Raw genomic sequence first — 14,633 nt, forward strand, 5'->3', positions numbered from 1 at the left:
CGCGCTGGACGACGTGAGCGCCGCGCTGGCATCGGGCGCCCTGCCGCTGCAGGCCGCAGGTACGCGGCTGCAGCGCCTGGCGGCCATGGCCGCGCGCTACCCGGCCGGCAGCGGCATCTATGCGCAGGAGGCGGCCGACCGCATCATCATGGCCGAGGCCAGGCAGCGCTGCCATTGAACGCCGCCTTTGTTCCCAACGTGACACCCGACTTTCAAGACGACCCGAGGAAGCATCCATGAACGACAAGCACATCAGCAGCAACAGTAGCAAGGGCGGCGTCCGCAGCCCGATTTCGTGGGTGCCCACCTTGTACTTCGCCCAGGGCCTGCCGTTTTACGCCGTGGCCCTGGTGGCCGGCCTGATGTTCAAGAGCATGGGCGTGCCGAACGACCAGATCGCCCGCTGGACGGGCCTGATCGGCTTTGCCTGGGTCTTCAAGTCGCTGTGGAGCCCCTTCCTGGAACTGGCGTCGAGCAAGAAGACCATGGTGGTGCTGTTCCAGTTCCTCGGTGGCCTGAGCCTGGGCCTGATCGCGCTGGCCCTGCAAACGCCGCTGTGGTTTGCCGCCTGCATCGCCGTGCTGTTCGTCGCCGCGCTGGCGTCGTCGACGCACGACATCGTCTGCGACGGCCTGTACATCGCCAGCCTGTCCGACAAGCAGCAGGCCGCCTACGCGGGCTGGCAGGGCGCCTTCTTCAACGCGGGCAAGTTCATCTCGCTGGGCGGCCTGGTGATCCTGGCCGGCTACCTGGAAAAGAATATCGGCGTCAAGCCCGCCTGGTCGGTGATTTTCCTGATCATCGGCGCCATGATGCTGTCGCTGGCCGCCTACCACCTGTGGGCGCTGCCGCAGGTGCGCAACGCAGCCGTCAGCGACAAGAGCGTGGCCGGCATCAGCCGCACCCTGTGGGACGTGCTGGTGGACTTCCTGAAAAAGCCCGGCATCTGGGGCATGATCGCCTTCATCATCCTGTTCCGCGCCGGCGAGGCGCAAGTGCAGACCATCGGCCCGCTGTTCCTGCGCGAAGCGCGCGAACTGGGCGGCCTGGGCCTGTCGACGACGGAAGTGGGCGCCGTGTACGGCACGGCCGGCACCGTCGCCTTCCTGCTGGGCAGCATAGGCGGCGGCTATTTCACTTCCTGGCTGGGCCTGAAGCGCGCCATGCTGTTCCTGATCCTGGCCATGAACCTGCCGAACCTGGTGTTCTACTACCTGAGCCACAGCCTGCCCACCGACCTGACCCTGATCACGGCCGCGCTCAGCGTGGAAATGTTCGGCTACGGCTTCGGCTTCGTCGGCCTGATCCTGTTCATGATGCAGGTGGTCTCCGTCGGCAAGTACCAGACGGCCCACTATGCGTTCGCCACGGGCGTGATGCAGCTCGGCTTCGTGCTGTTCAAGATGATCAGCGGCGACATCCAGACGGCGCTCGGCTACAAGACCTTTTTCCTGTGGGTGCTGGTGTCGGCCGTGCCCGTACTGATCCTGTCGCGCTTCATGCGCATCGGTCCCAAGGACACCGCCGGCCAACCCGACCTGACCAAGGCCGAGTCACCACCGGCGCCAGCGCGCGCCAGCTAGGATAGAACCACTTCATGGCACACATCGTTTTAAAGAATATCGTCAAGCTGTACGACGACAAGCATCCCGTCATCCACGGCATCGACCTCGACATCCGCGACGGTGAATTCGTCGTCTTCGTGGGCCCGTCCGGTTGCGGCAAATCCACCCTGCTGCGCATGATCGCGGGGCTGGAAGACATCACGGACGGCGAGCTGCATATCGGCGGCCAGCTGGCCAACGACGTCGCGCCGGCCGAACGGGGCCTGGCCATGGTCTTCCAGAGCTACGCCCTGTATCCGCACATGACGGTGTACGAGAACATGGCCTTCGCCCTGAGCCTGGCCGGGCATAAGAAAGCCGAGGTGCGCGCCGCCGTCGAGCGCGCCGCCGAGATCCTGCAGATCACGCCTTTGCTCAAGCGCAAGCCGAAAGACCTGTCGGGCGGCCAGCGCCAGCGCGTGGCCATCGGCCGCGCCATCGTGCGCAAACCCAAGGTGTTCCTGTTCGACGAGCCGCTGTCGAACCTCGATGCCTCGCTGCGCGTGCAGATGCGCGTGGAAATCTCGCGCCTGCACCAGGAATTGAAAACCACCATGATCTACGTCACGCACGACCAGGTCGAAGCCATGACCCTGGGCGAGCGCATCGTCGTGTTCAACGGCGGGCGCATCGAACAGGTGGGCAGTCCGCACGAACTGTATAACAATCCCGGCAACCTGTTCGTGGCCGGCTTCCTGGGCGCGCCGAAGATGAACTTCATCGCCTGCGAGGCCGTCGCCTGCGGGCCCGGCACGGTGAGCGTGCGCCTGCCCGGCGGCGCCGTGATCGAGGTCGCGGCGCAGGGCGACGCCGTGGCGCCGGGCGGCCGGCTGACCCTGGGCGTGCGCGCCGAGCATGTGGGCCTGCAGGACGGGGGCGCGGCGGGCGACAACGTGGTCGATGTCACCGTCAGCCATGTCGAATACCTGGGCGACGTGGCCATCGTGTACGCCAGCATGCCAGCCGTGGCCGGGATACCGGCCGAGATGCTGGCCGTCAAGCTGCCGGCCGAAGATGGCTTGCGCCAGGCGGGCGACGCCATGCGCCTGCATCTGCCGCCGCAGCGCTGCCTGCTGTTCGATGCAGCAGGGCAAGCCCTGGCGCGCACGTTTGCCGCACCCGCTCAGCCGTTTATGTGACAATAGCCGCTTAGTATCATGCCGCTTCTGTTTGACTTATGCAGGCAGACTGGCAAAATGTGTGTTTTTTCGAGCTTCCTTGCCCCTCTGGCAATGCCACTGCACGATGTTGCGGCTGCCAGTGCCGGTGCGTATTTTTGTTATTGATTGAAGGATTGACCATGTCCCAATTCCGTCTTGCCCGTCTCAGCCTGCTCCTGGCCGCCATCGGCCTGAACTTCCTGCCATCCCTGTCGCACGCGCAGGATGCCAAGCCGGCCGCTGCCGCTGCAGCTGCAGCTCCCGCAGATTCGGTGCGTCCAGAAGTGTTCAAGCTGCTCGATCCCACTGCCGTGAAAGCATCGATGGATGCAAAAAACTATGCCGACGTGCAAAGCCGCATCGACCAGGCTGCCGCCATACCGGCCCTGACGCCGTATGAAACGTTCGTGCTGAACCGCCTGCGCGTGGCACTGGCCTCCACCACCAACAATGCGCCCATGGCCATGACGGCGCTGGAAGCGGTGATCGAATCGGGCAAGCTGGACAAGAAATCGGAAGGCGACTTCATCCAGGCACTGGCCAACTACCACTACAACGCCAAGGATTACCCGAACGCCATCAAATGGTTCACCCGCTACCAGACGGCAACAGGCGACGTGGCCACCGTGCGTCCCTACATCATCCGCGCCTATTACTTCAGCAATGATTTCGCGCGCGCGAAACAGGAACTGATGGCCGACGTAACGGCCAAGCAGCAAGCGGGCAAGACGCCGACCATCGAAGAACTGCAATTGCTGGCCAATACGGGCTCGAAGAGCAAGGATCCGGCCACCTACCTGGTAGCCATGGAAAACCTGGTGCGCTACTACCCGTCGGACGACTACTGGAGCGACCTGCTGGGCCGTCTGCAGGGCAAGGCCGGCTACTCGGACCGCTTCGCGCTGGACGTGCTGCGCCTGCAATTCAAGGCCGTCGACACCATGCCGCCGCAGGACTACAGCGACATGGCTGAAATTGCCTTGCAAAATGCCTTCCCTACGGAAGCGAAAAAAGTCCTCGACGCCGGCTTTGCCAAAGGCGTGCTGGGTACGGGCGCAAATGCCGCCAAGCACAAGAAACTGCGCGACCAGGCCGCCAAGGCCGCTGCCGACGATGCGAAAAACATCGCCAGCGGCGAAGCGTCGGCCATGAAGAGCAAGGATGGCACGGGCTTGATCAACCTGGGCTACGCCTTCGTGACGATGGACCAGTTCGACAAAGGTATCGACCTGATACAGAAAGGTATCGCCAAGGGCGGCCTGAAGCGTGTTGAAGATGCCAAGCTGCGCCTCGGCTATTCCTACGCCATGGCAGGCAAGAAAGATGAAGCCATCAAGGTCCTGGAAACGGTCAAGGGCGGCGACGGCGTGGGCGACCTGGCCCGCTACTGGATCCTGTGGCTGAACCGTCCTGCCGCGGCAGCGGCGGCACCGGCAGCAGCGGCCCAGTAATTCCTGCTCCCGACAGCACGCACAAAGCAGTTCCCGGCGCAGGCCGGGGCTGCTTTTTTTTCGACCTTTCCCCTCCTGCCATGCCGCCTGCCACCGCCCCCGCCACCGAACGCCTGATCAGCCTGGATGCCTTCCGCGGCTTCGTGATCGTCACCATGATCTGGGTCAACTACCTGGCCGGCATGCCCGGCATTGCCTGGTGGCTCGAACATGCGGGTCCCCGCGCCGACGGCATCACCTTGCCCGACCTGGTCTTTCCCGGCTTTCTGTTCATGGTGGGCATGGCCATTCCGCTGGCCTTGCAGCGCCATTGCGGCCAGGTCACGCCTGCCTTGCTGGGACGCCTGCTGTGGCGCTCCGCCAGCCTGATGCTGGCCGGCGTGGTGCTGGCGAATGCCTACCGCTACGATGCACGGGCGGCGCTGCTGCCATACGCCGTGTATTTCCTGCTGTTTTATGGGGCCATGATACTGCTGTGGCGCCAGGGTGCGGGCAAGCTGGAGCTGGCCGCAGGCGGCGCGCTGATGCTGTTCCTGCTGGCGACGTTCCGTGGTGAACTGAACAGCGAGTTTTCCAGCACCTGGCTGCAACCGTCCTGGTGGGGCATCCTCGGCATGATAGGCTGGGCGTATCTGCTGTGCAGCCTGCTGTACCTGGCGTGCCACGGCAGCGGCACGGCGCTGATGGGTACGCTTGCCATGCTGATCGTGCTCTACATGGGAGGCACGGCCGGCAGCCTCGACTTCCTGCCGGCAGGCGTGAATGCCTTCGTCAACGTGCCGCAGGTGCTGGGCTCGACGGCGGCCAATGTGCTGGCCGGCACCCTGGTGGGTCAGCTGTTCCTGCGCGGCGCGGCCCTGAACCATGCCCAGCGAATACGTTTCATGGCGTGGTTCGCGCTGGGCCTGCTGGTGGCTGGCCTGCTGCTGCGACCGTATCACCACATCAACAAGATTGCGGCGACGGAATCCTATACCCTGGTCTGCAGCGCCATCATCCTGGCCCTGTTCCTGGCGTTTTATGTCGTCATCGACGTCTGGCGCTGGCGCGCCTGGGCGGTGGTGCTGCTGCCCGCAGGTACCAATGCCCTGTTCGCCTACATCGTGCCCGACCTGTGGCAGCAGCTGGCGGCCGTGCTGCACCTGCCCCGCTTCTGGTGGCCGTACCTGGAAACGGGCGGCGCGGCCGGCCTGTGGAATGCCGCCGCCGTCACCGCCCTGATGATGCTGTTGACCGCCCTGGCAACCCGGTACGGCCTGAAGCTGAAGTTCTAGACTTTGATATAGATCCTGCGCTTGTCCATGCCGTAAGCAATCAGCCAGCACAGCAGCATGAAGCTGACGGCAAACAGCAGCGATCCCACCTGCGCCGGCGCCCACCCCGTAAACCCGTGCCGGTACAGCCACTGGTACAGGTTGCCGCCGCCGATGCGCACGGTAAACGCGATGATCACCAGCACTTCCGACACCAGGTAGATGAACAGGGTGTTCTTGCCGAACACTTCAAAGAAGTAGGTCCAGCCCGTCATTTGACGTACGTCAATGATGAACATCAGCAGGGCCAGCAGCAACAAGTCCAGGCCGATGCCCAGCATCACGTAAGAGCTGCTCCACAACTTCTTATTGATCGGAAACACCTCGTTCCAGCACAGGGCGACGGCCACGCAGAGGACGCCGGCCACGGCAAGCTGAACCAGACTGGAACGCAGCCGCGCCGGCGCCGCCTGGCGCAGAAAACTGCCCGCCAGGTAGCCGGCGATGACGTTGACGGTAGCTGGCAAGGTGCCCAGGATGCCTTCCGGGTCGAAGGCGATGCCTTCGCCGTGGTACAGGTGGCTGTCCCCCAGCAGGATCAAATCCAGCTTGGCCGGCGCATTGCCCTGCAAGCTGTAGTCGCCAAAGCATGCCAGGATGGCCCAGTAGCCGAGCAAGGCGCAGGCGCTGAAGAGCAGCGCGCCGCGCGCCTTCCAGTAATGCAGGATCAGGGCGGCGGCCAGGTAGCACACGGCGATGCGCTGCAGCACGCCGGGAATGCGCGTGTGCGACAGGGACGACCAGGCAAACTGGCCAGAGTCGTCGATCTTGAAGAAAGGAAACCAGTACAGCAGGAAGCCCAGCAAAAAGATCAGCGCGCTGCGCTTGCACAGCTTGGCCAGCACGGCGCCATGTCCCAGGTTTTCATACTTGCCCAGCGCAAAGGCCAGCGCATTGCCAACGACAAACAAAAAGCTGGGGAAGACCAGGTCCGTCAAGGTAAAGCCATGCCATTCGGCATGCAGAAACGGCGCATACACGCTGCCCCAGTCGCCAGGCGTATTGACGACGATCATCAGGGCCACGGTCAGGCCGCGCAGGACGTCGAGGGCGAGGTAGCGCTGGCTCATGGCTGCTTCTCCGTCAGGACGGGTGCCAGGGCCGTGCCCAGCACCTGTTGCGCATCGCCGCTCAATTCCCAGAACATGCCACCGCGCAAGCCCTTGTCGCGGATATAGCGCACTTTCCCGGCCACCGATTGCGCGTCCTCATAGCTAATGAAGACGCCGCTGTCGCGGTGGTACAGATATGGCACTTGCGACGCGCTATTCCAGTAGCGCTGAAAACCCCGCGCGCCTTTGCCATCGACCAGGTAGCCCTGCTCGAGCAGGTGCCGGTAAGTGAATGTCGGCGAGCCGTCATTGCCGCTGGCCGCGCCCTGGCATGCCTGGTACAGGCCATCGCCGCGGGGACCGGCGGCGCACTGTTTCCAGCCATAGCCATAGAAGGGTACGCCCAGCACCAGCTTGGCGGCAGGCACGCCGGCGCGCAGGAAGCGCGTCACGGTGGCGTCCGCATACAGGGCCTTGTCGCGCTGCGGGTCGGCAGGATCGGCATACAGGGGCGCCAGCTGGCCATTCTCGGCATCCCACACGCCGCGGTAGTCATAGGTCATCAGGTTGATCCAGTCCAGCTGCGCGGCCAGGCGGGCCATCCAGCCGGGCGAAGCGTCGCTGTCGTCGGTCAGGCTGGCATGCGCGCCGGCAGCGATGGTGATCAGGTAATGGCGGCCGGCAGCCTGCTTGCCGGCGCGGTCGAATGCGCTGCGCAATTCGGCAGCCAGGCGCACATAGTTTTCCTTGTCGTCGCTGCGGTGGCAAACCTTGCCTTCGATACAGGGAATCCCTCCCGTGGCCGGATGCTCCCAGTCGATATCGACGCCATCGAGGCCATGCCGGCGCACCAGCTCCAGCGCGGAAGCGATAAACGCCTGGCGCGCGGCCGGCGTGGCGGCCACGTCCGAAAAACGGTTGGACCAGATCCAGCCCCCTACCGACAGCAGGACGCGCAGCCGCGGATTACTTTGCTTGAGCGCATTGAGCTTGCGCAAGTTGTCGGCATCGGCTTGCGGCGCCGGCAGCACGATGCTGCCATTGGCCGGCCGCGACGGCTTGCCGTCCGCATCCAGGCAGGCGCTCACGCCGCCGCCATCGGGCGCGGGATTGCCGTGTTCGCCATCCCAGCAAATGTCGGCAAACGCATACTGGATCAGGCTCACGTTACCGGCGCGAATATTGGTCTCGGTGACGGGGAAGTCGGCCGACTTCCAGGCGGGATAATAGGCGACCACTTCCGGTGCGGGTCCTGCGGCGGCCGCCAGCGGCAGTGCACAGGCGACGGCGCCAAACATTGCGTGTAATTTCATGGGTTGATCTCGCTACAAAAAAACATGAAAACCGGCGCCTGCGCGGCGCCGGTCGATGGTGAGTCCTACAGCTTGGCGCGCAGGCCAAAATAATACTGGCGGCCATTCGCGTACAGCGCCGTCGGCTGGTCCTGGTTGGCGCCGTAATACTTGAGCACCGGGTTGTTCAGGTTCAGCACGTCGAAGGTCAGCGAATAACGCTCGCTGATCTTGTAGTTGATCGACGCGGCCAGGTTGCCCACGCCATGCACATACTGGGGCGAGCTGCTGAACAGGCCGGCCAGGAAGCTGGAGCGGTAGGTGTAGGCCAGGCGCGCGCTCAGGCGCTCGTCCTCGTAATAGCCTTCCAGGTTGTAGGTGCCGCGCGAACTGCCGACCACGGCGGCACCATCGTCAGCCTTGCCATCCGTATACGTGTAGTTGCCCACCACACCGAAGCCGCCCCACAAGCCTTGCTGATAGCTGAGTTCCACACCCTTGTTCCTGGCACCGATATTCGTCGGCGACTGGATCACATAGGTGTTAAATTTCTTGAAGGTATTATTGTAGTAGGTCACGGGTGCCGTGCCGAACGTCACGTACGATTTCATGTCCATGAAGAAAGCGCCCACCGAGAGCATGGCTTTCGGCGCGAAATACCATTCCAGGGTGGCATCGTAGTTGGTCGAGCGTATCGGTTTCAAGTCCGGATTGCCGCCCGTACCCGTCAGCAACTGGTCGTTCAGGTTGACGGCGCCCACCAGCGCGCTATAGTCGGCGCGCGCCATGGTCTTCGCCACGGCCGCGCGTGCCACCAGGTCCTTGCTCAGGTCAAACTTGATATTCGCGCTGGGCAGCACGTCCGTGTAGCTGTGCTTGACGACGGTGGGCGTGTAGGTGCCGAAGATATTTTCCTGGCCGATCGGATTTTCGCCGCCCGGCACGTTCGTCACCGTCGTCTGCTGCGTGCGCACGACGCGCACGCCCACGTTGCCGCGCCACTTGTTGCCCGACAAATTGGCCATGATGTAGGCGGCGCTGTCCTTTTCCTTCACGTCCAGCTCGGCTGGCCAGTTGCGCGAATTCGGCCCGCCCGAGTTGTCGTACTTGTTCGCCCACGCCACCAGGTCGGCCGGGTCCAGCTGCCAGTAGCGGCCCTGCGCGTTGCCGCCCAGCCCCTTGCCATAGTCGCCGGGATACGTGCCGCCATTCCACTTCGGCAAAGGGGCGTTTGTCGTGCCATCGCACACGGCGCAGCTGCGGTTTTCCGGCCATGCCACATTGCGATGGTGCTCCGCGTAGCGGGCGCCGAACTTCAGCGATTCCAGCACGCCGTAATCCATGCTCAGTTCGCCATCGGCCTGGGCGTATTTTTCCGTATCCAGGGTTTCCACATGCGAACCCCAGGCCGATGCCGTCACCGCATTGGAAAACCTGGAAACATCGAGGCCAGGGAAATTCAGCCTGGCCGGCGACAGGCCGTTCAACTGGTACGACACGCCCACGCCCGTCAAGCCCGCCTCATAGCCGAGGTCGACGGGGGTTTCGCCGATGCCGCGCGTATAGCCCAGGCTGCCCGAGATGCGCAGGCGCTCGCTGGCGCGGTAGCTGCCGTTGACATCGACATACGCGGTCGACGAGTTCGAGCCGGGACGGTAGATCTGGTCGACCAGGGCGGGATACAGCTGACCGTTATAGGGCGTGGTGGCATTCGCGGCAGGAAATTGCGACGCAGGAAAGTCCGCCGCCACCAGGGTGTTGTTCTTCACCGTAAACGTGCTGGGAATCACGCCGACGTGCTTGCCGTCATTGTCGACGGCGTTCAGGTTGGCGCCCGGCTGGTTATAAAAGCTGCGGTTGTAATTGGCCGCGTCCAGCTTGGAATAAAAACCGTTGACGTCGAGCATCAGATCGGGGCTGGGTTTGAATTGCAGGTCGATACTGCCGCCCTGGCGCTTGCGCACCTGCTCGAACAGGGCCGAGTTGATGCCCAGCGGCGCCAGCACGCCGGCCAGTTCCGGGTATTTCTGCGCGGCCGGGCTGTTCGCCTCGATGGCGCCATAGCCGAAGAATTCCTGGCCGTCGCGGCGCTCGTGGCGTTTCTCGGAAAACACCTGGAACAGCACGCCCATGGTCTTCGCTTCGTTCTTCCAGTTGAACAGGGCATTCATTTGCGGGTCCGTCTTGCCCGGCAAGTCGGCGTAGATCGCCTGCACGGCCAGCTCGGCCGTAAACGGCTGCTTGAAACTGAGCGGCTTGCGCGTCTCGATATTGATGGAGCCGGCCACGCCGCCCTCCACCAGGTCGGCCTGTGCACTCTTTTGCACGGTGACGCGGCTGACGATTTCCGACGGCAGCAAGGCAAAGCTGACGCTGCGCCCCACCGTGCCCACCTGGTCTGTGACGAACCAGTCGCCCGTGCCGACGGCGTGGCCGTTGATCAGGGTTTGCGTCAGGCTGGGGCTGGTGCCGCGGATGCTGACCCGGTCATTTTCCGAAAAGCCGCCCTCGCCGCCAGCCGACGAGGAAATGTTGACGCCCGGCACGCGCTGCACGGCATCGGCCACGTTCTTGTCGGGCAGCTTGCCGATGTCTTCCGCGCTGACGACATCGATCACGGAATCGCTGTTGCGCTTCTGGCTCAGCGACTGCTCCAGCGAGGCGCGGATGCCGGTCACGACGACTTCCTGCATGGGAGCCTGCTGCGCCTGGGCCGCCATATTGATGGACAACAAAGCGGCTGCAGCGGCGATGGGGTGGAATACGGGATGCAAACGACTGTTCATAGACTCCTCGATTATAGGTATGCCCACCGGACGGTGGAACGGTTTTATATGAGTACAGACGGCAGGCGCCCTGCCACGGCGCCGAAAAAAAAGGCAAGCCCCTGAAACAGGAACTTGCCTTGAAAAGACCGAGGAAGACCGGGCCTGACGCGGGCGCATCAGGCCTGATCGTCGTGCTTACAGTTTGCCGCGCAGGCCCAGGTAGAAGGTACGGCCATTGCTGTAGAACGCGCGTGGCTGATCCTTGTTTTCCGCATACATCTTGATGGTTTCATTGGTCAGGTTCAGCGCATCGAACGTGATCGTGAAGTGCTCGTTGATCTTGTAGTTGAGCGAACCGGCCAGGGTGCTGCTGTCGTCGACGTGCTGGCTGGCGCCACGGTCCACGCCCGCCTTGTAGGCCGAACGATAGTTGTAAGCCAGGCGTGCGCTAAAACCGTGTGCTTCGTAGAAAGCGGTCAGGTTATAGGTGTTTTTCGACGCATTCAGCAATTCGCTGCCATCGTTCAGCTTGCCATCGGCGTAGGTGTAGTTGGCCAGTACGCCGAAATCACCGAACACCGGTTGCTGATAGCTCAGCTCGACACCCTTGTTCTTGCCCTTGGTGTTGTAAGACTCGGTCACCTGGAACACCCTGTCAGCACCGACCTTGGTATTGAAATAGGTGGCGTTGATGTTACGTTGCGCCACGATCGAATTCAAATCCATGTAGAAGATACCGGCCGAGACCGCCGATTTTGGCGCGAAATACCACTCGGCGCTGACTTCGGCATTGTTCGAACGCACAGGATTGAGGTTAATGTTGCCCTTGGTGCCACTCAGGGAATCCTCGTTCAGCGAAACGGCGCCGCCCAACGCGCTATAGTCAGGACGCGCAATGGTCTTGGCCAATGCCGCGCGCACCACGACATCGCGGTTGACATCAAACTTGATGTTGGCGCTAGGCAGGAAGTCGTTATAGCTGCGATCATAGGTATTCTGCGAGTACGCGCCGAAAGCGGAGCCGGTGATCGGGCCGCCACTGGAGTTGACCGTCGTGGATTGCTTGGTATGGACTGCGCGCACGCCGAAGTTACCGCTCCAGTTGTCGCCCGCCAGATTGGCCATACCGTAGACTGCCTGGGTCTTTTCCTGCAGCTTGAATTCATCGCGCCAGTTGTGGCGTGCCACGCGGTCCGGATTACGGTTGCCCGGGATCGCGGCCCATTTTGCCAAGGCATCGCCGTCGTAACGGAAATAGTTGGAAGGCAAATTGCCGCCCAGGTTGGACGCGAAATTGCTCGGATACAGCGTGCCGTTCCAGATTGGACCGGCGCTGGCCAAACCCGTCGCGCCAGGACCCGTTTCGAACGGATGCTCGGCAGTACGTTTGTGGTCAGTGAAGCGTGCACCAAACTTGATGGAATCCCAGATGCCGTTTGACAGACGCAATTCGCCATCGATCTGGGTGTACAGTTCCTTGTCGACCGACTGCGATTCCCCGCCACCGATCCATGCCGTGCCCAATGGCGCGGCGGTCGTGCCGCCCGGATAGGTGACGGTCGCTGGACTCATGCCATTGAGCGCATAGTTCATGCCGCCATCGACCTTGTTCTGGTAGTACACGTCATCACGGTCGTAGCCCACGCCGTGGGTCTTGCCCAGCTTGCCGGTGAAGGTCAGGTCCTTGCTGGCACGGTATTTGAAGTTGAAATCGAGATAGTACGTTTCGCCGCCTGCGTCCGGGCGATAGATATTATCGACCTCGCCGGCATTCTGCGCGAAGTTGGCCGCCACCAGCGTATTATTGCGCACGGTGTAGGACGTCGGCACCATCCCCGCATTAATCGAGCCACTCGGCGCGGCCAGATGGTTGGTGTTCGAATGCGGCGCCTTCAGCTGCGAATAGAAGCCATTCAAATCCAGCGTCAGATCCTTGTTCGGCTTGAATTCGACGTCAAACGCACCGCCTTCGCGGGTTTTCTTTTGCTGGAAGAAACTTGCGCCGATGAAGGTCGGAGCCAGGACACCCACCAGGTCAGGATGCGCCTTGGCAGCAGCCTTGTCGGCGGCAATCGCCGTGTAACCGAGGATTTCCTGGCCATCGCGACGCACTTCCGACTTTTGCGAGAAACCCTGGACCATGATGCCCAAGGTATTGTCGTCGTTTTTCCAGTTCACCATACCGGAGAATTGCGGCTGGGTTTTCTCCGACAGGTCATTGTAGTTGGCCTGAATCGAGCCTTCGGCGGTAAGCTTGTTCTTGAATTCCAGGGGACGACGGGTGATCACGTCGATCGCACCGGACACGCCGCCTTCCACCAGATCGGCGGTGGCGCTCTTTTTCACCACTACCGAGCTCACCAGCTCGGATGGCAGCAAGGAAAAACTGCTGCTGCGGCCCACGTTGCCGCCGAACTGGTTCAGCACGAACCAGTCGCCGGTGCTGATGGCGTGGCCATTGAACAGGGTTTGCTGCAAGCTGGGGCTGGTGCCGCGCAGGCTGACGCGGTCGTTTTCGCCGAAGCCGCCTTCGCCACCAGCCGAGGATTGGGTATTCACACCTGGCAGGCGCTGGATCGCGTCAGCCACGTTACGGTCTGGCATCTTGCCGATATCTTCGGCCGTCACCACTTCCACGACAGAATCCGCATTGCGTTTTTGCTTCAGCGATTTTTCCAGCGAGGCACGCACGCCGGTCACCGTCACGGTAGCCACGTCGTCGGCAGCTGCTTCCTGCGCCTGCGCCGAAAAAGCCAGGCCGGCGACCATCACGGCAACAGCCGCGGCGATCGGCGTACGGCTACGCGAACCGGATTTCACGACGGCAGCTGCAGGTGTCAAATTGCGTTTCATGTACTCCCCCTTGATTTAGGCTCCAGGATTGGAACCTTTTCATTTTTAATGTAGGTCTTCTTTCCAGCCCGCCCACTCTCGCCGGCATGCTGCAGACCCTTCGGCACAACCACTTACAAAACCAATTCAACGCCAATATACTACTATCCAATACCAGAATACTACCAGTTGCAACTTTTTTTTTATAACGTTGTTTGAATCACACAGACCACTTTATCTAAATCAATCAGTAGCCCGTATGCGCGCCCCAAATGCCCGCGAGGCCAGGCATAAATTGCCGGCCTGATAATTCAAATTGGTTTTATAACGGTCTTTTTTGGTATTATCCAGCGACACAAAACAGATACAGAGCGCGTCTGCAACGCGCCGTAACGGAGACCCTTAGCGTATGACAACCCTGGCTCACATCATGCAAGGCCTGGGGCAGACGAGTAGCCTGCCCCTGTACCAGCAACTGCAGCGCGCGCTGCGCGAAGCGATCGACAAGCGCATCCTCGGGCCCGACGAAGCCCTGCCGGCCGAGCGCCAGCTGGCCAGCGACCTGTCCGTTTCGCGCATCACCGTGCGCAAGGCCATCGATGGCCTCGTCAACGAGGGCTTGCTGGTGCGGCGCCCCGGCTCGGGCAATTTCATCAATACGCGCATCGAAAAGAATTTCGCCAAGCTGACCTCGTTTTCCGAAGACATGCGGGCGCGCGGGCGCACGCCCCGCAGCGTGTGGCTCAAGCGCGCCGAGGGTACCGTCACGCCGGAAGAAGCCTTGCGCCTGCGGCTGTCGCCGGGCGCGCCCGTGTACCGCTTCCACCGCATCCGCTATGCGGACGAAGTGCCGATGTGCCTGGAATACGCGACCATCGTCGCCAGCTGCCTGCCGAACCTCGACGCCGTCGATATCTCCATGTATGACGCGCTGGAACAGGCGGGCAACCGCCCCGTGCGCGCCTTGCAGCGCCTCAGCGCGCTGCTGCTGACGGGGGAGCAGGCCAGCCTGCTGCAGGCGGAGGAAGGCGACGCGGGCCTGTCGGTGGAAAGGCTGGGCTTTTTGCGCGATGGCCGCGCCGTGGAATTTTGCCGCTCCTACTTCCGCGGCGATATGTATGACTTCGTGGCCGAATTAAGTACCAATTAATACCGGATGCG

The 14,633-nt window shown here is 62.3% G+C and carries 9 protein-coding genes; 5 read left to right on the forward strand and 4 right to left on the reverse strand.

Going from position 1 to position 14,633, the window contains the following annotated elements:
• Window positions 1-236 precede the first annotated feature (236 nt).
• The 4 genes from GCN74_RS13850 to GCN74_RS13865 all read left to right on the forward strand — a co-directional run bounded on the left by GCN74_RS13850 (window position 237) and on the right by GCN74_RS13865 (window position 5,489).
• Window positions 237-1,583, forward strand: a complete 1,347-nt coding sequence (locus GCN74_RS13850) for an MFS transporter (protein WP_152257218.1) — start codon at window positions 237-239, stop codon at window positions 1,581-1,583.
• 14 nt (window positions 1,584-1,597) lie between these two features.
• Entirely contained in the window at window positions 1,598-2,743 is a 1,146-nt protein-coding gene (locus GCN74_RS13855; protein ID WP_152257219.1) for an ABC transporter ATP-binding protein, read from the forward strand.
• A gap of 161 nt (window positions 2,744-2,904) precedes the next feature.
• Window positions 2,905-4,215, forward strand: a complete 1,311-nt coding sequence (locus GCN74_RS13860) for a tetratricopeptide repeat protein (RefSeq protein WP_152257220.1) — start codon at window positions 2,905-2,907, stop codon at window positions 4,213-4,215.
• An 80-nt stretch (window positions 4,216-4,295) separates the two neighbouring features.
• Window positions 4,296-5,489: a DUF5009 domain-containing protein gene (locus GCN74_RS13865; protein WP_152257221.1), complete on the forward strand. Its 1,194-nt coding sequence runs from the start codon at window positions 4,296-4,298 to the stop codon at window positions 5,487-5,489.
• Here GCN74_RS13865 and GCN74_RS13870 read toward each other — a convergent pair.
• The 4 genes from GCN74_RS13870 to GCN74_RS13885 all read right to left on the reverse strand — a co-directional run bounded on the left by GCN74_RS13870 (window position 5,486) and on the right by GCN74_RS13885 (window position 13,493).
• Complete coding sequence (locus GCN74_RS13870; protein WP_152257222.1) at window positions 5,486-6,598, reverse strand: acyltransferase family protein; 1,113 nt, start codon at window positions 6,596-6,598, stop codon at window positions 5,486-5,488. The two genes, GCN74_RS13865 and GCN74_RS13870, sit on opposite strands and share 4 nt — an antisense overlap.
• Entirely contained in the window at window positions 6,595-7,893 is a 1,299-nt protein-coding gene (locus tag GCN74_RS13875; RefSeq protein ID WP_152257223.1) for a glycoside hydrolase family 18 protein, read from the reverse strand. Before GCN74_RS13875 ends, GCN74_RS13870 begins: the two co-directional genes overlap by 4 nt.
• A gap of 65 nt (window positions 7,894-7,958) precedes the next feature.
• Window positions 7,959-10,658, reverse strand: a complete 2,700-nt coding sequence (locus GCN74_RS13880; protein WP_152257224.1) for a TonB-dependent receptor — start codon at window positions 10,656-10,658, stop codon at window positions 7,959-7,961.
• 177 nt (window positions 10,659-10,835) lie between these two features.
• Window positions 10,836-13,493 (reverse strand): TonB-dependent receptor, encoded by a 2,658-nt coding sequence (locus tag GCN74_RS13885; protein WP_152257225.1) that lies wholly within the window; start codon window positions 13,491-13,493, stop codon window positions 10,836-10,838.
• A 388-nt stretch (window positions 13,494-13,881) separates the two neighbouring features.
• Between GCN74_RS13885 and GCN74_RS13890 the strand changes: the two genes are divergently transcribed.
• Entirely contained in the window at window positions 13,882-14,622 is a 741-nt protein-coding gene (locus GCN74_RS13890) for a GntR family transcriptional regulator (RefSeq protein WP_152257226.1), read from the forward strand.
• The last annotated feature ends 11 nt before the right edge of the window (window positions 14,623-14,633 follow it).

Source organism: Janthinobacterium sp. FT14W, from assembly GCF_009208755.1.
In the GTDB taxonomy this organism is placed as follows: Bacteria; Pseudomonadota; Gammaproteobacteria; order Burkholderiales; family Burkholderiaceae_D; genus Janthinobacterium; species Janthinobacterium violaceinigrum.